This window comes from Ruegeria sp. C9 (assembly GCF_056537585.1).
Window position 1 is genome coordinate 653650 of record NZ_JBQFRU010000001.1, and the last position, 25054, is coordinate 678703.

The following is a 25054-nucleotide window of genomic DNA, read 5'->3' on the forward strand; positions in this document are numbered from 1 at the left end:
GCAACCAGTATTTTGATTTACTAATTCAACGCGTAAGGACTATGGTTTTTCTACTGTTCCAGAGTTCGGACGTTTCAAGAGCCGACAAGTGGAACCAGCAGGGAGAAAATAGTCAAAATGATCAAGAAATATCTGCTCACAACAGCATATGCCGGGATTGCGGCCGTTACCGCTTCACAAGCCGCCGCGCTTGATGAACTGACGGTTGCATATTTCCTCGAATGGCCGATGCCGTTCCAGTATGCGAAAGCAAACGGAACCTACGAAGAAGAACTGGGCGTCAAGATCAACTGGGTGTCTTTCGACACCGGTACCGCCATGTCAGCTGCGATGGCCTCGGGTGATGTACAGATCGCGGTCAGCCAAGGGGTACCACCGTTTGTGGTAACCACTTCGGCCGGTCAGGACATCCAGATCGTCGATGTGGCGGTTAGCTATTCAGACAACGACAACTGCGTTGTTGCCGAAGCGCTTGAAATCGACAAGGGCAACGCGGGTGAACTGAACGGCAAGAAGGTCGGTGTTCCGATCGGTACAGCTGCGCATTACGGTTTCCTGTCGCAAATGTCTCACTTTGGTGTCGACATCGGTTCAATGGAAATTGTTGACATGGCTCCGGCCGATGGCGCCGCGGCATTTGCGCAGGGCAACCTCGACATGGTTTGCGGCTGGGGTGGCGCGCTTCGTCGTATGACTGAGCATGGCAACATCCTGCTGACCGGTGCTGAAAAAGAAGAGATCGGTATCCTGGTGTTCGACGTCACAAGCGCTCCGGCAAGCTTCATCGAAGAAGAGCCCGAGCTTCTGTCGAAGTTCCTTAAGGTTACCGCAGATGCCAACGCCAAGTGGAACGCAGGCGACAGCAAAGATGAAATGCTGCCGGTGATTGCAAAGGATGCTGGTATGGATCCTGCAGACGCTGAAGCCACAATCGCGACTTTCACCTTCCCGTCAGTTGAAGACCAGCTGTCCGAGAAGTGGCTGGGAGGTGGCGCGCAAGACTTCATGCAGGGTGTTGCAAACGTGTTCGTGTCGGCAGGCAGCATCGAATCCGCTCTGGATTCGTATGATGGTGCCGTTAATGCAGGCCCGCTGACAGCTGCGAATAACTAATCACGCAGGACATTTCATGCGACCGGCCCCGGTTTCGGGCCGGTCGACAGCTATGAAAGCAGGAAGGAGGCAGGATGCCTGAACTGGACATCGTAGAATTGTCCATGCGCTTTGACTTACCCAACGGCTCCTCAGTACAGGCCCTACAAGATGTTTCACTCAGCCTTAAAGAGGGTGAGCTGATGTCTGTCCTTGGCCCGTCGGGCTGTGGTAAAACGACGTTGCTGAACATCGTTGCAGGATTTCTGGCGCCGACATCTGGCAAGATTGAACTGAACGGCCATCTGGTCAAAGGCCCTGATGCTGAACGCGGGATGGTGTTTCAGAAGGGCGCGTTGTTCGAATGGATGAACGTGCGGGAAAATGTCGAGTTTGGCCCGCGTATGAAAGGCATGCCCAAAGCCGAGCGTGACCAGATTTCCGACCATCTGCTTGAGGTCGTGGGGCTGCAGGATTTCAAGGACAAGGCGGTTTATGAACTATCGGGCGGGATGCAGCAGCGTGTTGCGTTGGCGCGGTGCCTGGCAAACGAGCCGGACGTCATCCTGATGGACGAACCGCTGGGTGCTTTGGATGCGCTGACCCGTGAGAAAATGCAGGGCCTTGTCCTGAAGCTTTGGAAAGAAACGGGCAAGACGATCATCCTGATCACCCACTCGGTCGAAGAGGCCTTGTTGCTGGGTGAGCGTTTGATTGTCATGGCCCCCAGACCGGGGCGCATTCACCGCGAATACAATCTGCCTTTTGCTGAACGCGGTGTGAATGCCGATCTGCGTGATGTGAAGAAATCCGAAGGTTTTGCGGAAAAGCGCGATGAGATCCTCTCGATGATCTGGGAGATGGAAGAAGAAATTATGGGTCGGACGGAGCAGGCATCATGATTGTACTTCTCTTCTATATCGGCCTGTTCGGTGGCGCGTTTTTCATCGTCTACGCGTTACGCCGCGGTTTGCAATCGCGTCAGGATTTCACAAGCTTGAAAACTGTGACTTTCGGCGACGAAAGTGCCGTACGAGCGGATAGGGCTGCATCGATAATCTCAGTTCTCGTGATCTTTGTAATCTGGGCGGCTTTCACCGGCTCGAAGTTGTTTCCGATCCATGTGCCGGGCCCATTTGTAGGTGATACGCAATTCACCTATACGCTCGAAAACGCGGATGGCAGCACGGATGAAGCCACGATTTTTGTTCGCGTTCCAGCCTTCGGTGAGGAAGCAGAGAAATTCGAGGTCGAGCCCGGCGGCGGATTTGCCAAAGACGATGCGGTTGCCGCTGCTGCGGGCCGCTCATCGACGATCCTGTTCGACAAGAACGATGATGCCAAACGTAATGAGGGTGCAAAGATCGTCGCGATCAACGGCACACCTATAGGTGAAGGCCAAAAGGTTGATACAGGCGATGGTACTGTAACGCTGACCGGTAAAGGGGCGATCAGTTTCACCCCCAAACAGGGCTTGCAGATGAACCCCATCTGGCTTCCAGCCCCTGAAACCGTTGTGGCCCGGTTCTTTGAGATTGCGAATGAAGGCTACCAGAACTTCTCGCTTTGGGAGCATCTGGGCTGGTCGCTGTTGCGCGTGATTGCTGGGTTTATCGCAGGTGCGCTTGTGGGGATTCCGCTGGGTTATGCAATGGGCCTATCCGGTTGGTTCCGAGGCTGGTTCGATCCGATTGTCGAGTTCATGCGACCGGTGCCGCCACTTGCGCTGATCCCACTGGTGATCATCTGGTTCGGCATCTGGGAGACCGGCAAGATCGTTCTGCTGTTCCTTGCGGCCCTTTGGATCATGACCATCGCCGCGCGGGCTGGTGTGTCCGGTGTGAACATCTCGAAAATCCACGCAGCGTATTCTCTGGGGGCGTCGAAATGGCAGATCATGCGCCATGTGATCGTGCCCAACTCGCTGCCCGAGATTTTCACCGGTGCACGTGTGGCTATGGGTGTCTGTTGGGGAACTGTTGTTGCGGCTGAACTGGTTGCCGCACAAAAGGGCGCCGGCATGATGATCATCGCCGCATCCAAATTCCAGCTGACCGACATTGTCATCATGGGGATCGTCCTTATCGGGGTGATCGGATATGGAATCGATATCCTGATGCGCAAGGCCGAGAATTGGCTGGTGCCATGGAAAGGCCGCAGCTGATCGGTCTTTCCGATACTGTGGTAACAAAGCGGCCCCCGAGCAATCTCGGGGGCCTTTTGTTTCAGCTGCGATTAAGAACGCGGCGTTGGACCCTGCTGCTAACTTAGCTTGAACACGGCATCGGTCTGTATACCTTCAGAGCTCCTGTGCCCAAGGCGGGTTTGCCCCCGCTCGGGATACGGTGACGGCAGCGACCTTTGCACCGTATTCAAGCGCGTCGCGAAGACTGCTTGTGGGCAAAGTGCGCAAGGCGGGCTTGTTGAGATGACCGGTTTGGCTTAGCGCAGCCAGCACACCTGCGTTGAACGTATCGCCAGCACCAACAGTATCCACGACCTTAACCTTCTGGACGGGCACGGAAACGTCCGTTCCATCAGAAAGATAGCCTGTCGCGCCATCCCCCCCTTTGGTCACGATTGCGATCGCTGGTCCTGCACGAAGCAGCAGTGGAATTTTCTCGGCATGGCTTTCGGGGCCCGGTATAATCCAATCAAGGTCTTCATCGGAAACTTTAATGATGTCGGTCTTTGCGATCATACGGTTCAAGCGGGTCCGGTATCGCGTCTGATCCTTGATAAAGCTGGGTCGAATATTGGGATCCAACATCACTGCATGATCCGCGCCATGACGATCAAGTGCGGCCGCGTACGCATCAGCGCATGGTTCGCAAGCCAGGCTGATCCCTCCGAAATACAGTGCGGAAACGCCCGGTAGTTGATCCGGCATGTCTTCGGGCCGCAGCATCCGGCCCGCCGTATTCTCATCGACAAAACTGTATGTGGCGTGCCCATCCCTCAACTGCACGAATGCAAGTGTCGTAGGACGGTCCGAGCGGATAACGTGCGAGGTCGCGACATGGCTGATCTGCAAGGCGGCGATCAACTGCTCTCCGAACATGTCGGTAGATAGCCCTGACAGCAGCCCCGTTTGTATGCCCAGACGACCCAGTGCAATTGCTGTATTGAAGATCGCGCCGCCGGAATGTGGGACAAACCCTTTGCTGCCAGAAACCGTTGGTTCGGCGATCATATCGATCAGAGCTTCTCCACAGCACAGGATCATTCCGCTACCCTTCGATCTGCCTAAAAATGCACGGCCAAATTACCGTGCCAAGGCATTCTTACAGAAATTGTTAGCGCCAACAATGCCAAACTCATTCTGCTCCGACACATACAGGTTCATTGATCGCCGCAGTTCATCAAACCGACCTCCTGCGTTGAAGGCACGCAGAAAATCCTGACCAAACAGCCAGCGGTTCTTTTCGGCCACCCCGCCAACAAGAAACACACCTCCGAAGGGGATAAGAGCAACAGCAAGATCGCCCATTATGGCGCCCAGATGCTCGGTGAACATTCGCGCCGCCTTAACAGCGCAGGCATCCGAGCCGTCCTGAGCATCCTGCAGAATGTCTTTTGCCGAACGTATCATGCCGTTGGGCTGACCTTCGGCCATTCCGATCGCCTGATAGAGAACCGGTAGGCCAGTTCCGCTCAGGAACATCTCGGCCTCGATGGTGAGCGTATCGTCAAAAAAGCACTCGGGTATGATCTTGCGCGCTGCGCGGAAAACCTCGACCTCGTCAAGATGGCGCGGGGACAATCCAACATGGCCGCCCTCGCCGGAAACGGTGTGAAAATGTCCTTCAGAGTAGAGCAGGGCGCCCACGCCCAGCCCGGTTCCCGGCCCGACAACTAGCCGTGTCCCCAATGGTGGAGCGGCTGAGCCCTGCAATACCTCAACATCATTCTCGGTAATCTCGGCGACTGACCATGCGGCAGCAGTGAAATCATTGATGACATAGGTATGGTGCGCGCCGGTCGCTCGGGCCAGAGCGTCTTCGGAAAGATCAAGATTGGCATTGGTCAGGCGAATGGTGCCGTTCTGAACCGGCCCCGCCCCGGCCGCGACCACAGCGCGCGGCTGTGTCCCGACCTCGTCGCATAAACTGTGTAATGCGTCTTGCAGGTCGCTTACAGTGCCCGTGGGGCGTTTGCGAAGATCGGTCAGCGCCCCCTCGGTTACGACGCCCAATCTTGTATTAGTGCCGCCGATATCGGCCACCAGATTCCAATGTGCGTGTAACCCTCCCTTGGGTCTAACCCATGGGGCCGGCTGGGCGTCACTTGTTTGGATTGTCTGCAACGCCTCGACGTCGGTCCCGGACTGAACGAAAATGCCGTGTACCAAGGTGTCGGATTCAAGCGCGTCATGCACGCGCGCCAGCGAATGCACCAAGTCATGACCCGCATCGGCGGCTACGGTCACGAATGAAGGCAGAGATTGCTCATGTGTTGTGCGCATGAGTATGTCTATGTCAGCGCCCTCTTTCACGACTACGCTGCACCAATCAATCGGCTCGGCGATGATGGAAAAATCATCCCGCCAATTTTCGGGAAAGTGGCGGGCCAATCGATCCAGCAAAGACTGCGGGTATTGCCCGTTGGTTATCGTATCAAGGATGAACGGAACGACCTCTACACCCAGATTGGCCATCCCATAGCTCCGCATTTCCTGACGCGCCGCGCCTTGTGCAAGCAGCTTATGGTGCAGGCTGCGGGCTTGGGTGCGAGGATCGAAGTCGCTTTCGACGAACGGGTTTATGGTAGAGATGTTGAATATCCGGTCACCCATTCGGGCGACGATCGCCTCGGAAAACGCAGCAAAATAGTCGGCCATTACTCGATTGCGCCACCCGCCGATATCCTCCAGCGCTGGGGGGATATCGTTGTGATCCAGCACGATGCATGGCCGAATGCTGTGTGCCAAAAGCTGATCAATCCGCTGCTCGCACTGATCCAATGCGCTTGCATCAGGAATGCGACCGTCTGGCATGATGTGCTGCCAACGAACTGTAAAGCGGTGCATGTCTAGCCCAGTTGCCGGTTCTGCAGGGGAAGCCGCACCAAACAGAAAGCCATTGGGAAAGTCAGAACGGGTATATCTCATTGTCGCAACCTGTTGGAGCCATGACCAGCGTCACGCCATCTAACAGGTTATGTTAGCGGTATCTAGATTAACGTTTATATGAACCGCGCGTCCTGAACAGGACATCACATCCTTCGATCTGCTGGCCGTCCCATGTCACTGAATGCGCATTATAGTTGATCAGCACTTCGTGCGACTGCGTCTCGCGCCGTCGCAGCCCTTCGGGCATCGGATGGAGCGCCAGACCCGTTTTCTGGGCTGCCATGGCTATGACGCGATCCCAAAGGGCCCCATCGGGGAACCCTGCTAGGTACCAAAGACCAGCACCGCCATGCAACGCCGCAGTGCCATCTGCGAAAGAGAGCAAATTTTGGGCAGAGCCTGACAAGCGCTCAACCCAATGTTCCGCAGCACCACCCCCTTCGACAATACGGGTTGCGCCGGGTGGCAAAGTTTCGATCAGATCGACATGGCTGCTGAGGCCATCAAGACCTGGGCGCCCCGAATCAGGGATCTGAAAATCTGCGGTGATTGCCCCGCTGCGCGGTCCCAGAACAGCAAGATTACACCCTTGTATTAGCCTTTGTTCAAGATCGCCTAAGGCAGCCAGGCCCGGTGCTAGGATCAGATTATAGTGCTCCTTGCCGACCTCGTCCTGAGGCACGAAATCTACCGACAACCCAGCGCGCCGCAACGCGCGGTAGGCAGAGAATACGAGCCGGAAATAATCGAACCCCGCGCCCTGAGGCTGCGTTGTCCAGGCCCAATCAGATGCATAATCGAAGACGATAGCAACCTGCGCATGGATAGGCTGAACCGTGTCTATCGCGGCCAGATCATCGGCGGTCTGACGCGCCTCTGCCAAACCGGGTGCTTCGTCGCCATGCGGGGTAAGTAGACCGGCATGCATCTGTTCCTGCCCAAATGGCGCTTGCCGCCAGCGGAAATAGCTGACCACTTCGGCGCCATGGGCCACCGCCTCAAGTGACCAGAGGCGCACCATGCCGGGCAGGGGCGCTGGATTGTAGGGGGCCCAGTTCACCGGGCCGGGCTGCTGTTCCATGACCCACCAACGGCCTCGACCGACGGCGCGGTATAGGTCGTGGTGAAAGGCCTGCATGTCCGGATCACCCTGCTGCAGAAATGCAGTCTTGTGCGGCTCGTCCACTTCCAACCGATCCGACAGGAAGCCAATCGGATAGCTGTCCCACGTCGCGATGTCCAAATCCCTGCCTACATCGAAATGATCGAATTCCAGCACGCGCCCCATGTAATTGTGCAGCAATGGTTGATCCGTCAGCGGCCGCAGCGCATCGACCTGGGCCTTGTTGAACGCCACCACCTGATCCGAACTGAACCTGCGAAACGCCAAGACGTGTGCCGGGTTGGGCTCGGTCACGGTCTGGTTCGGCAGCTCGATGTGATCGAAGCTGTTATATTCCATCGACCAGAACACATTCCCCCAGGCATTGTTCAACGCGTCGATCGAGTTGTATCGGTTCGCCAGCCAGCGGTGAAAAGCATACAACGCCGCAGCACTATAGCTGAGCGTCGTATCGTGACAGCCATATTCGTTATCGATTTGCCAAGCAGCGATATGCGGGTTGCGGCCATAGCGCTGACCCATGATCTTCGTGATCCGCTTGCATTCGTCGATATAGCCGGTGTGACTAAAGCAATAATGTCTGCGTGAGCCGAACTTGCGTAGATTGCCATCAGCATCCACAGCCAGCATGTCGGGATGCTTGTCCAGCATCCATCGCGGAGGTGTTGCCGTCGGGGTGCCCAGCACAATCTTCAGCCCTGCCGCACCCAAGGTTTCAATCGCGCGATCCAACCAGTAGAATTGCAGGTCTCCAGCAGTGGGTTCCATTCGGCTCCAGGCGAATTCGCCGATCCTGACCCATTTCAAGCCAGTCTCGACCATGCGCGCGGCGTCCTGAGCCCAGTTTTCTTCGGGCCAATGTTCAGGGTAATAGCAAACGCCAAGTTCCGGCTTCATAGTATAACTCTGTGTTCAGCTTGACCTTGCGCCACATTTGGCGCGGTGAGTGTCATGCCATTCGTCGGCGTTCTTACAAGAGTGTCCGCGTCCAGCCCTTGGCGGGCGGTGGTGCAGAACAGTGTAGTCAGGTCATCACCACCAAAACTTGGGCACGAAGTGTGTTTGGCATCGAAACCAACCGCTCTCAGGAATTGACCGCCGGGCGTATAGGCTGCAACCCGGCTGGCACCCCATTGGGCGATCCAGATGTTTCCGTCGTGATCAACCACGGCACCGTCCGGGTTCAGATCTTCGCTTTGCAGGTCAAGGAAGACCGCCGCTTTTCCTATGGGCCAGCCTGTCTGCGCGTCCAGTTCCCAACGCATGACCAGCTTGGTGGCGGTATCGCTGTAATAGGCGCAGGATCGGTCCGGCGCAAAGCAAATTGCATTTGAGATGGTGATATCTCGGACCAATGGCCGTAGCTCGCCATTCCAATAGCGATAGATCGAACCTGCGCCTACTTCTGCCTGTTTGCCCATGGTGCCAATCCAGAACCCGCCCCAAGGATCGGCGCGCCCATCATTGGATCGAGTCACCGGATTGTCGACCTCAAGCGGGGCGATCAAATCTTTGGCTCGACTCTCAAGCCCAAATCGCCACAGGCCGGTTTCCGACGCGATCAGCAAAGTGTCACGGTCTACCCATCCTGCGGCTGAGACATGTTCATCGAACGCCCAGCTATGCGCTTGTTCATTTTCTCGCGTCATCAATCGCTTGCCGATGATATCGAACCAGAAAAGCTGTTGCCGTTTAGGGTGCCACAATGGCCCCTCGCCCAATTCGCAGGGGCGGTCGTCATAGACCTGACTCATCCAACGGCCTCATCATAGGCAGCAACGATTTGCCGGGCACGGTTTGCTATATCTCCAACTGACATTCCGGGCTTATACAGCGCAGATCCAATTCCGAAGCCGTCGGCGCTGGCCTCGATCCAGGCTCCAAAGTTCTCGGGGCCTGCACCGCCCACGGCAAAGACCTGAGCACCCGGCGGCAAAACAGGGCGCAGCGCAGCCAACCCTGCAAGACCGGCAAGCGAACCGGGGAAAAGTTTTAACCCTGTAGCCCCGGCCTGGAGCGCTGCGAAGGCTTCGGTCGGGGTGAACACACCCGGCCAGCTTTGCAGCCCAAGTGCGACAGAGCGTTGGATCACGGACACATCGCAATTTGGCGAAACGATCAGTTTGCCCCCGACATCGGCAACCGCGTCAACCTGATCGGGGGTTAATACAGTGCCCGCTCCGATAAGCGCGCGGTCCCCAATCTCCGAGGCGAGAACTCGGATACTTTCCAGCGGATCGGGAGAGTTCAGCGGAACCTCAATCCGGTCAATTCCCGCTTCCAGCAGGGCGTAACCGACCGGTAGCGCCTCGTCAGAGGTTAACCCACGCAGAATGGCGATGATTGGGCGGCTCATGCGGTTTGCCTCGTTAATGTTCGGGCCTGAGACAGACCTGCAAGGGTTGCGATCATGGCGTCCGCGGTTTCGACCATTGCGCCTTGTTGTTGCAAGGCGGTTGCGTAGGCGTTGGATAAGCTTTCCGAGCCGATGATCGCCAATTGCTGACCCAGCCAATAGGGCCGCGATGCGGCAAGCTCGGCGCCAATCAGGAACCCTGAAAGACGGGCGCGTGCAACGCTCTTGCTTTGACCGTGCAGCAAATCAGCGGCCCGAAGCCCGAATAGGCGCGCTGCCAGCTGCTCGGGTTTCGACAGCATGTCGGCAACCGCTTCGGTAAAACTCGCGTCGTCCCAGCCCTCGTCAATTGAATGCTGCAGAACGGATTGCCCGCGCAGCAGATCAAACAACTCGCCGGTCATGAAGGTTCGGAAACTGACCACCTCTCCGGCACTGATCTGGGCCCACTTCGTATGAGTACCGGGCAGGCAAATCACACCGTCCCAATTCTGATGCGTGCTGAGGAACCCCGCGATCTGCGTCTCTTCCCCGCGCATCACATCGGGGGGGCTGTTCTGTCTCAGCCCAGGAACGACGAAGGCCCGAATACGCGGATCGGTGTTTGGAACGCGGAAGGGTACGACCGGAATAGGCTCGGATGGAACCGCAGAATACGGGGCCTCGACCCAACCCTGTCGTGCCCCGACCATTCCGCAGGCGATCACATCTACCGGTAGCCCGGGCAGCCAATCTTCGATCAAAGCCAGCAGGGCTGCCTGAAATCCTCCGCCGGCTGTGCGGGACATACCATCCTGCGACGCGGCCTGTGCCAGAATGCTGTCCCCTTGCATGGCCCATGCCCGCAGATGAGATGTTCCCCAGTCAACAGCGATCCACTCGACATTCATAGCATCACCCCGTTCCTACCACGCCGCCGTCAACCACCATGCACTGCCCGGTCATTGCACGGCTTGCGCTTGAAGCCAGAAACAGGGTTGGTGCGATCATGTCTTCGGGCGTCAGATGCTCTTTCAGGCTCTGACGATCCATATGCGCAGCCAGATCTTCGGGTGTGGCCCACATGTCCAGCTGTTTCTGTGTCAGAACCCATCCCGGTGCCAGCGCGTTGACGCGAATTTTATGTGGCCCAAGTTCACGCGCCAACGAGCGTGTCATGCCGGTGATTGCCGCATTTGAACTGGTATAGATTGGATAACCTGCGTTCCCCATCAGGTAACTGATCGAACTGAAATTGATGATCGAACCGCCTTTGTCCTTCATCTGTCGCGCGGCTTCCTGACAGGCAAAATAGTAGGCCTTTAGGTTGACTTCGATCATCCAGTCCCAGAACTCGGTTGTAGATTCTTCAAGTGAGTGCCGCTTGTCATTCGCGGCGTTGTTGACCAGCACTTTGATCGGGCCATGGGCTTCAGCTGCTTTGGCCATGGTGGCGTGCAACAGCTCGGTATCAGTCATGTCACCCTGCAGGAACAAGGGGACGCGGCCGTGCTTGTCACGCATCTGTTCGACAAATTCACCGGCATCTGACCGACCGATAAAGGCAACTTTAGCCCCTTGGGCCATGAACCCGTCAGTCAACGCTGCACCAACGCCCGAACCGCCGCCGGTGATATAAACAGAGGCTCCGTTGAGGTCTTGAAATGTAGCAGGTTGATTCATCAGTGGCTCTCTCTCGTCACTAGGCGCGTGTCTTTGCCCACAAGGAAATCAAGGTCCGCGCCGCGATCAGCCTGCAACACGTGGTCGATATAAAGCTTCGCATACCCGCGCGAGTAATGCGGATCGTCCGGTTGCCACAGGGCGCGGCGGGCGTCCAGTTCCTTTTCGTCGACCAGCAGCTGCAGCTCGCCCTTGCTGGCGGACACGCGAATACGGTCACCGGTTTTGACCAACGCCAACGTACCACCAGCCTGAGCCTCAGGGCTGACATGCAGGATAACTGTCCCGAATGCAGTACCAGACATACGCGCGTCCGAGATCCGGATCATGTCGCGTACGCCGTCTTTGACCAGCTTGGCCGGGATCGGCATGTTCCCAACCTCGGGCATCCCTGGATAGCCCTTGGGCCCACAACCTTTGAGGACCAGAATGGTCTCAGGTGTTACTGGTAAGTCGTCGCGGTCGATATTGGCTTTCAGATCTTCGATGCTCTCAAAAACGTATGCTTCGGCCTCGGTTTCCAGCAGTGCATCTGTGGCCGCCGAAGGCTTCACGATTGCCCCGTTGGGCGCAAGATTGCCGTGCAGAACCCGCAGGCCTGCGGCGGGTTTTACCGGATCGTCAAATGGGCGGATGACGTCTGTGTTGAAACACTCAGCCCCTTCACAGTGGGCCGAGATGTCCTTGTTCAGAACTGTTCTTGCCGGGCGCAGGAAAGGTTTGAGTTCGCTCAGAACCACTGGCACACCGCCTGCATAACAGAAATCCTCCATCAGGTATTTGCCAGAAGGCATGCAATTGACCAGCAGGGGGATTTCCGATCCGATTTCAAAGTCTTTCAACGTCAAGTCGACACCCACGCGACCTGCAAGTGCCAACAGGTGGACCACTGCGTTTGTCGATCCTCCGACGGCTGCATTGGCGAGGATGGCATTCTCAAACGCCTCCTTGGTCAGGATATCTGATGGTTTGAGGTCCTCGTCCACCATCTCGACAATGCGCTTGCCGGTCAGATGCGCCAGTGCCATGCGGCGGGCATCAACGGCAGGCAGGGCGGCGTTGGTGGGCAGCGATATGCCCATCGCCTCAACCAATGAGGCCATGGTACTAGCGGTGCCCATAGTCATGCACACACCCGCGCTACGCGACATGCCTGATTCAGCGTTCATGAAATCCTGAAGTGTCATTTCTCCGGCACGAACAGCTTCGGAAAACTTCCAGACATCAGTGCCCGAGCCGATATCCTGACCCCGGTATTTGCCGTTCAGCATCGGGCCAGAGCTAACCACGATGGACGGCAAATCGACCGAGGCTGCACCCATCAGCTGCCCCGGGGTGGTCTTGTCGCATCCACCCAGCAGGACAACGCCGTCGATACCATAGGCGCGGATCGATTCCTCGACATCCATCGCCAGCAGGTTGCGAAACAGCATGGCGGTGGGTTTCATCTGGGTCTCGCCCAGCGACATAACGGGGAATTCCACTGGAAAGCCGCCCGCCTCCCACACGCCCCGTTTCACGCCTTCGGCTAGATCACGAAGGCCCGAATTGCAGGGCGTCAGTTCCGACCATGTGTTGCAGATGCCGATGATGGGGCGCCCGTCAAAAGCGTGATCCGGAAAGCCCTGGTTTTTCATCCAGGACCGGTGAATGAACCCGTCCTTATCGAGTTTTCCGTACCAATGCTGTGAACGGCGTTTCTTGGTCATTATTGGCTCTGTCTGTCTGGCGTTGGAATTGAGTGTTTTTTGAGAAGACGAAGATTAAGCTGCGCGGGCGGGGCGGCACCAATCTGGCAGCCAATCGCCATGGGCAGAAAGCAGATCGGTGACGAGGCCGCGAATTTGGCGCAGATCCAGCTCGGCCGCAGTATGGGGATCCATCATTGCGGCGTGATAGATGTATTCGGGGTTTTCTTCGGTCAGCGCGCGAACCGTTAGCTCTTGTACGTTGATCTGGGTCCGCATCAACGCGATCAGTTGTGGCGGGATATCCGTGACCACGGAAGGCTGGACGCCATTCGAGTCAACCAGACACGGCGTTTCAACCGCTGCACCTAGCGGTAGTTGCGGAATCTGACCCGTATTTGGCAGGTTGCCGTAGGCTGTGTACGGTGTGTCTGTCACGATTGCGTTCATAAGGTCGGCGGCGAATTCATGGCTTCGGGTTACTTCGATGTTCCGACCATCTGTCAGGGTCTTTGCCTGTTCCTTCCAATTGGCCACCTGCTCGACACAGCGGGTCGGGTATTCGTCCAGCGGTATGCTGAACTGTTCGATCAGGTCATTGCGACCGTCTTTGATGAACCAAGGAACGTATTCTGCAAAATGCTCGGAACTTTCGGTGCAGAAGTATCCAAGATGGTCCATCACTTCGTACCGGACTTTGTTTGGACAGCGCGGCATTAGCAGCGGAGGCTTGGGTAAATGCCCGGCGCGATAGCCCTGACGCAAAGCCGGATACAGATCGCGGCCTTCATGCTCGAGCTTGAGGAAGAACGCGACGTGATTGATACCGGCAACTTTGTAGCGAAAGTCCGCCTTGGGCAGGTCTAGATCATGCGCCAGTTCTTCGACCGTGTTCTGGACAGAATGGCACAGGCCGACATGTTTCAGATTAGGGAAGCGCTCAGCCAGAGACCAGGTGTTGATGGCCATCGGATTCACGTATTGCAGCAGCGTTGCATTGGGGCACAACTGCATCATGTCCTGCGCGACGCCCCACAGAACGGGTACAGTGCGCAGGCCGCGCATAATGCCACCAACACCCAGCGTATCGGCGATAGTCTGACGCAGGCCATATTGTTTTGGGATTTCAAAATCTGTCACCGTGCAAGGCTCATACCCGCCAACCTGAAAGGCAGTGATCACGAAATCTGCGCCGTCCAGCGCCGCGCGACGATCCGTGTGGGTTGAGACGGTTGCAGCCGTGCCGACTGAGCGGATCATGGCCTTGGCCACAGCCTCGCTTTCAGCCAAGCGCACCGGATCGATATCCATCAGCGCAAAGTGGCTGTCTGCAAGGGCAGGGGTGAGCAGGGCGTCGCCCACGATGTTCTGCATGAAGATCGTGGAACCTGCACCTACAAAGGTGATCTTGGTCATGAGGTAAACCTCTGGTTTGACGTTATTTTACGGCACCGAGGGTCAGGCCCGCGATGAAGTGTTTCTGCATCAGGAAGAACATGGCAACCGGCGGCAGGGCTGCCACTATAGAACCGGCACTCATCAACTGATAAGCAGCGCGAAATTGCGCGTTAAAGCTGGTGATCCCGGCTGTCACGGGCTGGCTTTCGGCCCCTTGGGTCAGAACAACAGCCCAGAAATAGTCGTTCCAGATGAAGGTGAAAATCAGGACACTGAGTGCGGCGATGGCCGGTTTCATCAGTGGTAGAACGACGTACCAGAAGATTCGCCATTCGCTAATGCCCTCGACCCGTGCGGCCTCGATCAGTTCGAATGGCAGGGCGCGGATGAAGTTGCGCATGAAGAGCGTGCAGAACCCGGTCTGGAAGGCGATGTGGAATAGCACAAGCCCTGTTTTGGTGTTGTAAAGGCCCAACTCCAGCGTGAGATCGCGCACAGGGACCATCAGGATCTGGAAGGGTACGAAATTGCCCGCCACAAACATGAAGAAGATCCAGAGGTTCGATTTGAATTTGTAGATCCCCAGCGCGAAGCCTGTCATGCAACTGAGCGCAACGGCCCCGATTACCGTTGGTACGGTGATCAGGAACGAGTTCATCAAGTAACGTGGCATATCCGAATTGAAAAAGACCTGACCATAGTTGAACGCGCCCTCAAAACTGGACGGCATCCCCCAGTAATTCGCATTGGTGAAGTCTGCGGCTGGTTTGACCGAGAAAAGTGCGACCGCCAAAAGGGGCCCCAGCCATAGTAGCAGTGCCAGAGGCAACATCGCCTGATAAGTGATCTGTGCCGCACGGGGTTGTTTTTCGATCGGTTTGGGAAACATCTCAGTGCCCCCTTTCTTCGCGGTACATCGACCACAGGAAGTAGGCGATGAAGCAGAGCATAATCAGGAACAGGATCACAGCGATAGCTGCGCCATATCCCATGCGGAAGCCGTATTCGGACAGCGCGACCTCGAACATGTAGTAGGCCAGCACGCGGGACGAGCCAAAAGGACCGCCCTGTGTCATGATCGAGATCAGGTCAAAGCTGCGCAGCGCGCCGATGATTGTCACAACGAATGCGATGAATGTTGCCGGGCGCAGCTGCGGCAGAATAATGTGCCACAGCATTCGCCCACCTTTTGCGCCGTCCAGACGCCCGGCTTCGATCTGTTCGGGGTCGACGGCGTTCAGGCCGGTGAGGTAGAGGATCATGCAATAGGCCGTTTGTGGCCATAGACCTGCGAAGATGATGCCGTAGGTTACGAAGCGCTCATCCCCCAGCACGTTCAGTGGACCTAGGCCAAAGAGGCTTAGGAATTCGTTTAGAAGGCCAAAGGTTGGGTCGTAGAACCATGTGAATACTAGCCCAACGACGACCTGAGAGATGACGAAGGGGAAGAAGAACAAAGACTTGTAGAGGCGGATGCCCCAGACCGTCTGGTTCAGGAACAGTGCGATAAACAAGCCTGCAGGGATTGCGGCCAGATACAGTATCAGCCAGATCAGGTTGTTCTTGAGCGAGATGTAGAAAGCGTCGCGGTCCACCCATTCCCAATACAGATCTTCATAGTTGCGAAAGCCGACATATTCAGCTGCACCTAAACCGTCCCATTCATAAAGAGACAGATTGAAAGATTGAAAAACCGGGATGATCACATAGACCATGAAGAACAACAGACCCGGAGCCAAAAACAGCCAGGGCGCGATGCGCTGTTGGTTTCTGTGGAACCAGCTTTCTTGCTCGGGGGCGTCAACGGCAGCGGTCATGGGCATCTCGGATCTGGTGGGTGAAGGCGGGCTGAAGCCCGCCCTACTATTGTGCAAGGTGTAGGCCGGGCTTCAGCCCGACCCTGGACAAGATTTAGTTGTCGTAGATGCGCTCGCGCGCACGTTCCAGCTTGGCCAGAATCTTGTCAGCGTTGTCCGGCTTGACCATGAATTCCTGGAAGCCTTCCATCGACACTTTTGCCATTTCCGCTGGTGCGTCGCGGTCCCAGAACTGTGCAACACCGCCGGGGCTGTTAGACGATAGCATGACAAAGCCCTGCTGCAGGAACTTGTCGTCGTCCACTGCAGATTGCGCGTTCACAGGCAACTGGCCGAGGTTTGCACCGTTGTTGATTTCGGTCTGTTCGTCCGCAGAGACTGCGAAACGCAGGAACTCACGCGCGGCTTCCTTGTTCGAGGCATTGGCCGGGATATGGAACGTATCGGTCGGCGCGTCTTCAGCCAGTTCAACATCGGGGTTGATGGCGACAAACTGATAGAAGTCCAACTGATCGTCGGTTAGGCCTGCTTCACGCAGCGGAGCCACAGCGAAGTTACCCATCAGATAGGCGGCGGCCTCACCGTTGACCATAAAGGGCAGGGCTTCTTGCCAGCTATAGGTCTGGTGGTTGTCAATGAATGCGCCCATGTCGATCAGCTGTTTCCAGTTGGCGAAGGTCTGCTTAACCCGGTCGTCTTCCCAGCTGATCTCGCCATTTGCGAGTTGATTGTGAAAGTCGAACCCGTTGGTGCGCATGTTCAGGTAGTCAAACCAGCCACCTGCTGTCCACAGGAATTTGGTGCCGATGGTATAACAGGCGCGGCCGGAATCGACGATCTTCTGGCAATTGGCCAGTTCTTCTTCCCAAGTGGTCGGCTCGGTCAGACCCAGCTCATCAAAGATGTCTTTGCGGTAATAAACGCCCCATTGATAGTAGGTGTACGGAACACCCCACTGTTTGCCATCAATGGTCATCGCACCTTTGGTCGAGGCCAGATTGTCGGCGATTTCAGGTTCAGCCCACAGGTCCGAGACGTCTTCGAAAAGACCCGCTTCAACATAAGGCTTCATCCGGTTGGCTGCATACCAGGTGGCAACGTCTGGCGTGTCAGCCGTCAGGAAGTTGCGAATCTGGGTCTTGTAGGCCTCACGGTCGATCACGGTGGTTTCGATTTCCAGACCGGGATGTTCGGCCGCGAATCGCTCGATCATCGCTTCCATCGTCGCGCGCGGCGCCGGGTTGGACGTATCGAGGAAGATTCGCAGCTCGCCGGTCAGCTCTGCCGCGACGGGCGCAGCAAGTGCCACACTGGCAGCCAAAGCAGCCGCTGTGCGCTTGAACATGGAATGCATAGTTTCCTCCCTTAAGCTTCCATATTGGTCTCAAATATTGAAACCTTGTTTTATATATTGAAAACTACACATCGACTCGGCTACTCTTGTCAAGACCCTCGTGCCCAAAGCCGAGGGAAAGTGGAGGAGAACAGGCACCCGTGGCAGGTGACGGAACAATAGGAAAAGCATGTGACGTGCTGGAACAGGTCGCGGCCTTCGAACGCCCGGTGCGGTTCGGGGAATTGCTGGAACGCAGTGAATTTCCCAAGGCGACGCTATACCGTTTTCTGCAGTCGCTAACCAATCAGGGCATGCTGCACTACGAACCGGAACGGCAGACCTATTCGCCAGGTATGCGATTGGTGCGACTGGCGCATTCGGCATGGACGCATAGCTCATTAGCTCCAATTGCGCGGCCTTTCCTGGACGCTCTCAGCGCCGAGACAGGGGAGACCGTGCACTTGGCGCAACTTGATTCCGGGCAGGTGCTTTATGTGGATAAGCGCAACGCGCAACGACCAATTGAGATGTATTCTGAGGCCGGCAAGGTCGGCCCGGCCTATTGCACAGGCGTTGGCAAAGCGATGATGGCCTATTTGGACGAGGCACAGTTGGAAAAGACGATCTCGCAACAAAGCTTTCATCGGTTCACTGACAAGACCTTGGCCTCGGAAAAGGCATTGCGGGCTGATCTCGTTAAGATCCGCAGCCGTGGTTACGCAGTTGATGATGAAGAGCATGAGCCCGGCATCATCTGCATTGCCTGCCCGATTCTGACTAACGGGGGCCGCATGTTGGGGGCCCTTTCGGTGACAGGATCGACGGGGCGAATGGATTTCGAGCAATTGCAATCTTGGGTGCCGCGCGTCCGGCGCGTCGCTGAACAGATCGGCACAGAAGCACAGGCGTGGCGGTTCCCCGAGGGCCAACAGAATAGGATGCAAGCAACATGACAGGTGTAACCCTGAAAGGCGCGATCAAACGGTATGGCCAGACGCAGGTCATTCACGGGATTGATCTGCAGATTGAAGATGGTGAGTTTTGCGTGTTCGTGGGCCCCTCGGGCTGCGGTAAGTCCACGCTGTTGAGGATGATCGCGGGTTTGGAAGAAACCTCGGACGGGGAAATCCATATCGGCGCACGTGAAGTCACGCATGTGGATCCGGCCAAACGCGGAGTGGCGATGGTTTTTCAAACCTATGCGCTCTATCCCCATATGACCGTGGCCGAGAACATGGGATTTGGTCTGCGGATGAACGGTGTTGCCAAGGCCGAGATCGATCAGAAGGTTCAGGAAGCGTCAAATATTCTGAAGCTCGACCAATATCTGAAACGCAAACCCAAAGCGTTGTCCGGCGGTCAGCGTCAGCGGGTCGCGATCGGGCGTGCCATTGTGCGCGGCCCCGAGGTGTTCCTGTTCGACGAACCGCTCTCGAATCTGGATGCAGAACTTCGCGTGGAAATGCGGGTTGAAATTGCGCGGCTTCATCAGGAAATCGGCGCGACGATGATCTACGTTACGCACGATCAGGTCGAGGCGATGACCATGGCCGACAAGATTGTGGTATTGCGCGACGGTCGGATTGAGCAAGTGGGAGCCCCTATGGACCTGTATCGCGACCCCGACAATAAGTTCGTGGCGGGTTTCATCGGGTCTCCTGCAATGAACTTCCTTGAGTGCGATATCGTGGACGGCATGGTGCGGCACCCTGCACTTACTGATGATGTCCCGGTCACCGAGAGCGTTCCCAAAGGAGCGACGAAAGTAACATTGGGTATTCGCCCCGAGCATATTCAGGTGGATCGAAACGGTGACACCTGCACAGTTGATCTGACCGAAGCTCTCGGTGGTGTTTCATATTCTTATCTGCTGACGCCAAATGGCGATAAGCTGATTGTGGAAGAACGGGAAGACCAACGCAGTACGACCGGTGACCGCATCGGGCTTTCGGTTCGTCCTGAGCGTGCGATGCTGTTCGATCCCGAGACGGGTCAGCGGCTGCGATAGGGCTTGCCAGACCGGATCTGTTTTGCATGACTGCGCATTATCCATCGGCTTTCCGGAGGCTTTATGCGCAGTTCCAAAACCATCCATGTGATCTCGGCCCATGCTGAAGGCGAAGTGGGCGACGTTATCGTCGGCGGCGTCGCTCCGCCTCCGGGAGAGACGGTATGGGACCAAAGGACCTTTATCGCTGAAGACCAGACATTGCGGGATTTCATGCTGAATGAACCTCGCGGCGGTGTCTTTCGCCATGTGAATCTTCTGGTTCCACCAAAAAAAACCGAGGCCGATGCAGCGTTCATCATCATGGAACCGGAAGACACGCCACCGATGTCAGGCTCCAACTCGATTTGTGTCTCAACGGTTCTGTTGGACAGTGGCATTCTTCCGATGCACGAGCCTGAAACCCATCTGACATTGGAAGCCCCAGGAGGGTTGATCCGCGTCCGCGCCGAATGCCGAAATGGCAAGGCCGAACGTATCTTTGTGCATAATGTGCCAAGTTTCGTCGACAAGCTGGATGCCCGGATCGAGGTTGAGGGCATCGGGACGTTGCGCGTGGATACCGCGTTTGGTGGCGACAGTTTTGCAATTGTAGATGCCGCCGATCTGGGTTTCGAGCTTACCCCTGATGAAGGGGCTGATCTTGCAAGGACTGGCGCGCGTATCACCGATGCCGCCAATGAGCAGCTTGGCTTCGATCACCCTACTAAAGACTGGAGCCACATTTCGTTCTGCCAGATTGCAGGCCCGCTCGATCGTCAGGGCGATATTCTCATCGGACGTAATACTGTCGCCATCAAACCGGGTAAGCTGGATCGTTCACCTTGTGGCACCGGTGCTTCAGCCCGGATGGCGGTTTTGCTGGCCAAGGGAGAAATGACGATGACCGATCGCTACCACGCGCGTTCAGTCATCAACAGTGAATTTCGCTGCCGTATCGTAGAGCGGCATGATCTGAACGGCCGCGTGGCGATCACCCCGGAAATCTCGGGGCGAGGCTGGATTACGGGTACGCACCAGCACATGCTGGACCCCGATGACCCATGGCCTGGCGGCTATCGCCTAAGCGACACTTGGGGGGCATAAGCCGGGGCCAAATTCGACCCCGTACTTTTCTTAGGTTTCAGCCTTCGAGACTGAACATCAATCGTGCGGTCACCGGTACGGTGCGGGTGATGCTGGGTAGTTGTGCCAACTCCATCAGCTTGTCTACGCCTGCCGAAACGCCCGCATCCTCGGTGCTGATGAACACCATGTCGTTGGTTGAAACCATGACGGCATCTTCGGCCACACGCAGGACAAACATATCGGTGTAGAATTCCACCTCGGTCCCCGCCAGAGCCAGCTTCGCATCCACCTCAATCGTATTACTGGCACCCACATCCAGCTTCGACACTTGGTCCATATCAATATTCGCGCTCAAGGTTGCGGTCGCGGCTTTGCGAAACACATACTCGATCATCCGTTCGTTACGGATGTCGATATTCGTTTCGACCGACGACAGATCGATATCGATACTAACCTTGCCATCTTCGCTGACATGACCCGAAAGGTTGGTGAAAGAATTGACCTCTCCAACATCATCGATCTTGACCGTTCCATAAGCCAGATGAGACGCATCCGGGTTTAGTGTCCAATCTGCAGCCAGACCCGGGCCTGCAATAATAGCCGACGCAATCGTGATTGTTTTGAACAGAAGTTTCATTTCTTTCCTCCAGGATCTATGACAGTTCTGACCAAGCGGGCCCGGTCCCATGTCAAAGCAAACACACACAGGTCGCGTTTTATTCGATGAGTGTTGAGATGAGCACCGAACAAGCCGTGCGCGGCGCGATCCAGACCCACTCGAAACGGGTCTGGCGGTTTGGGCTGGCTTTGTCGGGGGCGTCGGATGTTGCAGATGATCTGTTGCAGGCGACGGCGTTGAGGGCGTTGGAGAAGCACCACCAGGTCACCTCGTATGAACGGCTGGACAGTTGGCTGATGACGATCTGCCGTTCAATATGGCTGAACGAGATACGGGCGCGATCCGTAAGAAAGGCACAGGCGCTTTCAGTCACGCCCGAGGCGGAATTAGTCGCGACAGGGCCTGATTCAGAAACGAATATTTTCGCCGCTCAGGTGTTTACTCAAGTGATGCAGCTGCCAGAGGCGCAACGTGAAACGGTGATGCTTGTGTTTGTCGAAGGCTACAGCTACCGCGAAGCTGCGGATATGCTGGACGTACCCATCGGCACAATCATGAGCCGGCTTTCCAATGCCCGGCAGAAACTGAAAACCGTTATGCAGCACGATGCGGCTGACACCGTGCAACGGAGTGGCAAATGAAGTTTTCCGACGAAACACTTCTGGCCTATCTGGAAGGCAGCCTCGATGAGGCCGAAGCCCGCGCCATCGAAGACGCGGTGGCCGAGGATTCTGCACTCGAACACCGACTCATGGCGCTCGACCCATTTGCCCAGGTTGTGCAGCAGGCTTTTGAAGGCATTCCAACTGAGGCGCCTTCGATCGATCTGCCCATTCCGAGCGCTCAACAATCCAATGCCGGACCGCTCCGTTTGCTGGCGGTCGCAGCCTCAGTTGCTGTTATTGCTGCGTCTGCAACATTCTGGGCCACGCGACCACAGGCATTGGGCTGGGCGGAGCAGGCTGCGATCTATCAATCGCTTTATTCACCGGACACGATTGCCGATCTGGACAATTCTCAGCAAACCCTGGACGCGCAGTTTGTTCAGGCCGAGGCTCAGTTGGGTCGTTCACTGAACCGGGACGTGTTGGAAACTCTGCCGGGCCTTGATCTGAAACGTGCTCAGGTACTGTCGTTCAAAGGTAAACCTTTGGTGCAGGTGGTCTTTGCTGACGCCCAGGGCAATCCGGTGGCGTTTTGTGTGATCCGGCAAGGCGCGGGAGCACCGGTCAAGGATGTGAACCTTGCGGTGCTCAGTGGTCTTGCGACAGCGACATGGGCGAATGATGGCTACGGCTATATGCTGTTGGGTGGAGATGCGCAAACAGACCTGAGTGGAGAACTAAGTGTTTTGACCGAGGCGTTCTCAGGCTGAGCGACAAGAATCCGCAAAACCACTTGTGAACCGCGGTAAATGCCCGAAGAATACCCGACATGAAGCCGAACCCTCAGATACCGGACCCGGATGATGAGGCCTTGGAAGAAGGGCCGCGCAGCATCTATGACGCCGATCCGCCGGAAGACGACGATTTGTGGTTCCTTCCGCCCAACGGCGAAGAAGACCCGGGAGAATTTCTGCCCTCTGTACCGAGACCGGACCAGCGTTTGCTGTTTGACCCAAGGGACTGGCGTGCGGCCCAATCCGAGTTATCGGCTGAACTTGCCGATCTGGCCGTCACATTTGGAGCTCTGGATGAACGTTTGCGCGCGGGTCCCAAGGGGTGGGGTCACCGTCTGGCCCTGATGGAGGTCTCGGATCTGGGCTGGTGGACGGGCGACCGGATCAGCGTCGACCGCCTTGCGCTTTGGACCGGTTTGCGGATCGGAGCAACCGGTGATGATGTGCAGGCTTTGTATCGGGCGGGATGGGCAGTGAGGCGGCTGTCGTCGGGTGCTGCGCCATCAGAGGGCGGCTGGGATGCGGGGCTGACCGCTTTTCTAGACCGTCAGGCCCAAGGTTTCGAAGATACACCCGAAGCAGTGATTGATCTGGCGGAAACCATGCGAAATGTCGCCGGTTTGCACCCGGTTACCCAGGCCGCCATCGGATTTCACGCGTGGCGCGCGTTGTCTCCTGGCATTGGACAAGATACCGAGGCCGCTGTCATCGCGGCCCGTCATGCCTCCGCGATGGGTCGAGGTGGCGCATTGTTCATGCCGCTTTCTCTGTCGGGCCCAGGTGCATTGCGGGGGGCAGGATCGTTGGACGAGAAACTTTCGGCTTGGATTCAGGGGGCAGGCCAGGCCTCACTTGCGGCTTTGCTGCATTTGGACCGGATCAGCGCTTGGGAAGGGCGCGCCCGCGACGCTATTTCGGACCTAAGCGGTCGTACCCCACCCGTGCTGATTGATGCATTGACGGCTTGGCCGATGGTTTCCGCCCCGCTGGCCGAAGAACTGACCCATGCCTCGCGTGCAGCGGCACAGCGAAATTTGGACAAATTCAGCGATAGGGGGCTGATCCGCGAAGTAACCGGGCAGGGTCGATATCGCGTATGGACGGCGGCCTTGTAACTGGCCTTGATCTGCCACTTTCACAAAGAGTGAAATGATAGGGTTGTTAGCTGGGTTCCTAGTATCGATCTTGGGTACAGGATAAGATAGATCTTTGCGTGTTGTCTGGATCGGTCAGAAACCAATTTGCAAGAACGATAACCGTCCGGGCGATGGCCCGAACGGTCTTTATTCAGTACCAACGTCCGACTGCGATCACTGTTGGCGCTATACTGGTAGCGTCCAAGGATGGAGCCATCACCTGATAAGTCGCTTGAGTTTCTGAAGGTGCATCAAACCCCATAAATCGGCCAATACCGCCGCCGTTCCCGCTGAGAGCGGGATAACTGCTGTCAGCAAAGGCAATAGGGAAATCCCAATTGGCGGTACCGCTGGCGAACATACTACCAGTTGCGGTCGTGCAGGCCACAGCACTTAGAACGGCGGTGCAAATCTGGGTTCCATCGGCAAAGCGCGTGTAGTCACCATTTGCATTGCCGCCCCTCTCGATCACCGCTCCGCTGGGTACGCCGCTGCTTTCGGATACGGTGCCCAGCACATTGCCCGGTCCGTACCCGTAATCTGCCCGCATCAGGCGACCCGAGGTGGTGTCATCGGCGCTGCTTTGCACAGCCGCTCCGCTGGCTGTTCCGGTTGTGGCGTCAAACCGCAAAGCATCGACCCAGCTTCCGCCATCCTGCGAGACCTTGATTGAAAAATTTGTATCGCCGGATAGGCCCATTTCGGCATGGCCGGTCCAGTTCGATTGAAACAGCAGCGAGGCAGTATCACCGGCACCAGCCTTGTTGATCTTGAGTTGGTGGCCAGCGCCCTCATGCGTCAACAAGGTGGCAGGGCTACGTACTGCCAGACGGTTTGTGCTGTCTGATCCGGTTGCGACGCCGATCCCGGAAAGGTTCTGTGTATTGACCGGCTGGTCGATCCACGCCGACCCGTCCCAGACTTTCAACAGCCCTGCATTTTGATCCCAAGCCCGCCAGCCCATGTCGGGCGTCAAGAAATGCCACCCGTTGTCCAACCAAGCCGCCAGTTTTCCACCCTGTCCGGACCATGCCCCGGTCGGAGACGTGCCCAATGCATAGGTTTCACCCTGATCAGGAGCAGCTGGTGGGATCGTCGCGTTAACGGACGCAACGCTTAGCTGCACCACCAGATCTAGCGCACGCAGCGCTTCGTTATGGGTCACATGTTTTTGGGCCTGCGCGGGTTGCAGATAGGGCAGATTTAGACGGGGAGAGTTCTGTGGCATGGGCATCCTCCTGTGGTGTCGGTCCGATGATGATTGCGCGCCACACTGCCGTG

General features: G+C 56.6%; 23 protein-coding genes. 9 read left to right on the forward strand and 14 right to left on the reverse strand.

Annotated elements, in window-relative coordinates; all coding sequences use genetic code 11:
* The first annotated feature begins 117 nt into the window (after positions 1–117).
* From ACR0NE_RS02950 to ACR0NE_RS02960, 3 genes are all read left to right on the forward strand, one after another.
* Complete coding sequence (locus tag ACR0NE_RS02950; protein WP_170394406.1) at positions 118–1113, forward strand: taurine ABC transporter substrate-binding protein; 996 nt, start codon at positions 118–120, stop codon at positions 1111–1113.
* Positions 1114–1187: 74 nt separating this feature from the next.
* Positions 1188–1994 carry a taurine ABC transporter ATP-binding protein gene (locus ACR0NE_RS02955; RefSeq protein WP_170394409.1) on the forward strand — a complete coding sequence of 269 codons (807 nt, stop codon included), beginning with the start codon at positions 1188–1190 and terminating at the stop codon, positions 1992–1994.
* The gene (locus ACR0NE_RS02960; RefSeq protein ID WP_170596191.1) at positions 1991–3256 is read left to right on the forward strand and encodes an ABC transporter permease subunit; all 1266 of its coding nucleotides are present in this window, start codon (positions 1991–1993) and stop codon (positions 3254–3256) included. The genes ACR0NE_RS02955 and ACR0NE_RS02960 overlap by 4 nt, the downstream gene beginning before the upstream one ends.
* 135 nt (positions 3257–3391) lie before the next feature.
* On the opposite strand, the gene ACR0NE_RS02965 is transcribed toward ACR0NE_RS02960, so the two are convergent.
* The 12 genes from ACR0NE_RS02965 to ACR0NE_RS03020 form a co-directional block, all read right to left on the reverse strand.
* Entirely contained in the window at positions 3392–4318 is a 927-nt protein-coding gene (locus ACR0NE_RS02965; RefSeq protein ID WP_170422864.1) for a carbohydrate kinase family protein, read from the reverse strand.
* A gap of 39 nt (positions 4319–4357) precedes the next feature.
* Positions 4358–6202: a family 1 glycosylhydrolase gene (locus ACR0NE_RS02970; protein WP_170596189.1), complete on the reverse strand. Its 1845-nt coding sequence runs from the start codon at positions 6200–6202 to the stop codon at positions 4358–4360.
* Between the two features lie 67 nt (positions 6203–6269).
* Positions 6270–8183: a beta-galactosidase gene (locus ACR0NE_RS02975; protein ID WP_170596187.1), complete on the reverse strand. Its 1914-nt coding sequence runs from the start codon at positions 8181–8183 to the stop codon at positions 6270–6272.
* On the reverse strand, positions 8180–9040 hold the full coding sequence (locus tag ACR0NE_RS02980) for an SMP-30/gluconolactonase/LRE family protein (protein WP_170511969.1): 861 nt from the start codon (positions 9038–9040) through the stop codon (positions 8180–8182). The genes ACR0NE_RS02975 and ACR0NE_RS02980 overlap by 4 nt, the downstream gene beginning before the upstream one ends.
* Positions 9037–9642: a 2-dehydro-3-deoxy-6-phosphogalactonate aldolase gene (locus ACR0NE_RS02985; protein WP_170596185.1), complete on the reverse strand. Its 606-nt coding sequence runs from the start codon at positions 9640–9642 to the stop codon at positions 9037–9039. Before ACR0NE_RS02985 ends, ACR0NE_RS02980 begins: the two co-directional genes overlap by 4 nt.
* Positions 9639–10532 carry a 2-dehydro-3-deoxygalactonokinase gene (locus ACR0NE_RS02990; protein WP_170596183.1) on the reverse strand — a complete coding sequence of 298 codons (894 nt, stop codon included), beginning with the start codon at positions 10530–10532 and terminating at the stop codon, positions 9639–9641. The genes ACR0NE_RS02985 and ACR0NE_RS02990 overlap by 4 nt, the downstream gene beginning before the upstream one ends.
* A 4-nt stretch (positions 10533–10536) precedes the next feature.
* The gene (locus ACR0NE_RS02995; protein ID WP_170596181.1) at positions 10537–11304 is read right to left on the reverse strand and encodes an SDR family oxidoreductase; all 768 of its coding nucleotides are present in this window, start codon (positions 11302–11304) and stop codon (positions 10537–10539) included.
* Complete coding sequence (locus tag ACR0NE_RS03000; RefSeq protein WP_170407768.1) at positions 11304–13013, reverse strand: IlvD/Edd family dehydratase; 1710 nt, start codon at positions 13011–13013, stop codon at positions 11304–11306. The genes ACR0NE_RS02995 and ACR0NE_RS03000 overlap by 1 nt, the downstream gene beginning before the upstream one ends.
* 54 nt (positions 13014–13067) lie before the next feature.
* Complete coding sequence (gene melA / locus ACR0NE_RS03005) at positions 13068–14408, reverse strand: alpha-glucosidase/alpha-galactosidase (RefSeq protein WP_170407771.1); 1341 nt, start codon at positions 14406–14408, stop codon at positions 13068–13070.
* Between the two features lie 22 nt (positions 14409–14430).
* Positions 14431–15279 carry a carbohydrate ABC transporter permease gene (locus ACR0NE_RS03010; protein WP_170394442.1) on the reverse strand — a complete coding sequence of 283 codons (849 nt, stop codon included), beginning with the start codon at positions 15277–15279 and terminating at the stop codon, positions 14431–14433.
* 1 nt (position 15280) lies between these two features.
* On the reverse strand, positions 15281–16207 hold the full coding sequence (locus ACR0NE_RS03015) for a carbohydrate ABC transporter permease (RefSeq protein WP_170394445.1): 927 nt from the start codon (positions 16205–16207) through the stop codon (positions 15281–15283).
* Positions 16208–16301: 94 nt separating this feature from the next.
* Positions 16302–17561, reverse strand: coding sequence for an ABC transporter substrate-binding protein (locus ACR0NE_RS03020; RefSeq protein ID WP_170394448.1), 1260 nt, complete (start codon positions 17559–17561; stop codon positions 16302–16304).
* A 140-nt stretch (positions 17562–17701) separates the two neighbouring features.
* Here ACR0NE_RS03020 and ACR0NE_RS03025 point away from each other — a divergent pair, with 140 nt between their 5' ends.
* From ACR0NE_RS03025 to ACR0NE_RS03035, 3 genes are all read left to right on the forward strand, one after another.
* Positions 17702–18496, forward strand: coding sequence for an IclR family transcriptional regulator (locus tag ACR0NE_RS03025; RefSeq protein WP_170394450.1), 795 nt, complete (start codon positions 17702–17704; stop codon positions 18494–18496).
* Positions 18493–19551, forward strand: a complete 1059-nt coding sequence (locus ACR0NE_RS03030) for a sn-glycerol-3-phosphate ABC transporter ATP-binding protein UgpC (RefSeq protein WP_170394453.1) — start codon at positions 18493–18495, stop codon at positions 19549–19551. Before ACR0NE_RS03025 ends, ACR0NE_RS03030 begins: the two co-directional genes overlap by 4 nt.
* 63 nt (positions 19552–19614) lie before the next feature.
* Positions 19615–20637 (forward strand): trans-3-hydroxy-L-proline dehydratase, encoded by a 1023-nt coding sequence (locus ACR0NE_RS03035; protein ID WP_170422843.1) that lies wholly within the window; start codon positions 19615–19617, stop codon positions 20635–20637.
* A 37-nt stretch (positions 20638–20674) separates the two neighbouring features.
* On the opposite strand, the gene ACR0NE_RS03040 is transcribed toward ACR0NE_RS03035, so the two are convergent.
* Complete coding sequence (locus ACR0NE_RS03040; protein ID WP_170509625.1) at positions 20675–21256, reverse strand: YceI family protein; 582 nt, start codon at positions 21254–21256, stop codon at positions 20675–20677.
* Between the two features lie 98 nt (positions 21257–21354).
* Here ACR0NE_RS03040 and ACR0NE_RS03045 point away from each other — a divergent pair, with 98 nt between their 5' ends.
* Genes ACR0NE_RS03045 through ACR0NE_RS03055 form a run of 3 tightly spaced genes read left to right on the forward strand, consistent with a single transcriptional unit; the run spans position 21355 to position 23752 of the window.
* Complete coding sequence (locus ACR0NE_RS03045) at positions 21355–21879, forward strand: RNA polymerase sigma factor (protein WP_255612221.1); 525 nt, start codon at positions 21355–21357, stop codon at positions 21877–21879.
* Positions 21876–22613, forward strand: coding sequence for a hypothetical protein (locus tag ACR0NE_RS03050; protein WP_170596179.1), 738 nt, complete (start codon positions 21876–21878; stop codon positions 22611–22613). The genes ACR0NE_RS03045 and ACR0NE_RS03050 overlap by 4 nt, the downstream gene beginning before the upstream one ends.
* A gap of 59 nt (positions 22614–22672) precedes the next feature.
* Entirely contained in the window at positions 22673–23752 is a 1080-nt protein-coding gene (locus ACR0NE_RS03055) for a helix-turn-helix domain-containing protein (protein WP_170561534.1), read from the forward strand.
* Between the two features lie 172 nt (positions 23753–23924).
* On the opposite strand, the gene ACR0NE_RS03060 is transcribed toward ACR0NE_RS03055, so the two are convergent.
* Positions 23925–25001, reverse strand: a complete 1077-nt coding sequence (locus ACR0NE_RS03060; RefSeq protein ID WP_170561532.1) for a DUF2793 domain-containing protein — start codon at positions 24999–25001, stop codon at positions 23925–23927.
* Positions 25002–25054: the final 53 nt, after the last annotated feature.

Excerpts from the sequence above, each read along its gene's own strand:
- ACR0NE_RS02990 (WP_170596183.1), bottom strand. The coding sequence starts at position 10,532 with ATGAATGTCGAGTGGATCGCTGTTGACTGGGGAACATCTCATCTGCGG.
- ACR0NE_RS03050 (WP_170596179.1), top strand. The coding sequence starts at position 21,876 with ATGAAGTTTTCCGACGAAACACTTCTGGCCTATCTGGAAGGCAGCCTC.
- ACR0NE_RS03010 (WP_170394442.1), bottom strand. The coding sequence starts at position 15,279 with ATGTTTCCCAAACCGATCGAAAAACAACCCCGTGCGGCACAGATCACT.
- ACR0NE_RS03020 (WP_170394448.1), bottom strand. The coding sequence starts at position 17,561 with ATGCATTCCATGTTCAAGCGCACAGCGGCTGCTTTGGCTGCCAGTGTG.
- ACR0NE_RS02965 (WP_170422864.1), bottom strand. The coding sequence starts at position 4,318 with ATGATCCTGTGCTGTGGAGAAGCTCTGATCGATATGATCGCCGAACCA.
- ACR0NE_RS02995 (WP_170596181.1), bottom strand. The coding sequence starts at position 11,304 with ATGAATCAACCTGCTACATTTCAAGACCTCAACGGAGCCTCTGTTTAT.
- melA (WP_170407771.1), bottom strand. The coding sequence starts at position 14,408 with ATGACCAAGATCACCTTTGTAGGTGCAGGTTCCACGATCTTCATGCAG.
- ACR0NE_RS02950 (WP_170394406.1), top strand. The coding sequence starts at position 118 with ATGATCAAGAAATATCTGCTCACAACAGCATATGCCGGGATTGCGGCC.
- ACR0NE_RS03045 (WP_255612221.1), top strand. The coding sequence starts at position 21,355 with ATGAGCACCGAACAAGCCGTGCGCGGCGCGATCCAGACCCACTCGAAA.
- ACR0NE_RS03000 (WP_170407768.1), bottom strand. The coding sequence starts at position 13,013 with ATGACCAAGAAACGCCGTTCACAGCATTGGTACGGAAAACTCGATAAG.
- ACR0NE_RS02975 (WP_170596187.1), bottom strand. The coding sequence starts at position 8,183 with ATGAAGCCGGAACTTGGCGTTTGCTATTACCCTGAACATTGGCCCGAA.
- ACR0NE_RS03030 (WP_170394453.1), top strand. The coding sequence starts at position 18,493 with ATGACAGGTGTAACCCTGAAAGGCGCGATCAAACGGTATGGCCAGACG.
- ACR0NE_RS02970 (WP_170596189.1), bottom strand. The coding sequence starts at position 6,202 with ATGAGATATACCCGTTCTGACTTTCCCAATGGCTTTCTGTTTGGTGCG.
- ACR0NE_RS02985 (WP_170596185.1), bottom strand. The coding sequence starts at position 9,642 with ATGAGCCGCCCAATCATCGCCATTCTGCGTGGGTTAACCTCTGACGAG.
- ACR0NE_RS02960 (WP_170596191.1), top strand. The coding sequence starts at position 1,991 with ATGATTGTACTTCTCTTCTATATCGGCCTGTTCGGTGGCGCGTTTTTC.
- ACR0NE_RS03015 (WP_170394445.1), bottom strand. The coding sequence starts at position 16,207 with ATGACCGCTGCCGTTGACGCCCCCGAGCAAGAAAGCTGGTTCCACAGA.
- ACR0NE_RS03040 (WP_170509625.1), bottom strand. The coding sequence starts at position 21,256 with ATGAAACTTCTGTTCAAAACAATCACGATTGCGTCGGCTATTATTGCA.
- ACR0NE_RS02980 (WP_170511969.1), bottom strand. The coding sequence starts at position 9,040 with ATGAGTCAGGTCTATGACGACCGCCCCTGCGAATTGGGCGAGGGGCCA.
- ACR0NE_RS03055 (WP_170561534.1), top strand. The coding sequence starts at position 22,673 with ATGAAGCCGAACCCTCAGATACCGGACCCGGATGATGAGGCCTTGGAA.
- ACR0NE_RS03060 (WP_170561532.1), bottom strand. The coding sequence starts at position 25,001 with ATGCCACAGAACTCTCCCCGTCTAAATCTGCCCTATCTGCAACCCGCG.
- ACR0NE_RS02955 (WP_170394409.1), top strand. The coding sequence starts at position 1,188 with ATGCCTGAACTGGACATCGTAGAATTGTCCATGCGCTTTGACTTACCC.
- ACR0NE_RS03035 (WP_170422843.1), top strand. The coding sequence starts at position 19,615 with ATGCGCAGTTCCAAAACCATCCATGTGATCTCGGCCCATGCTGAAGGC.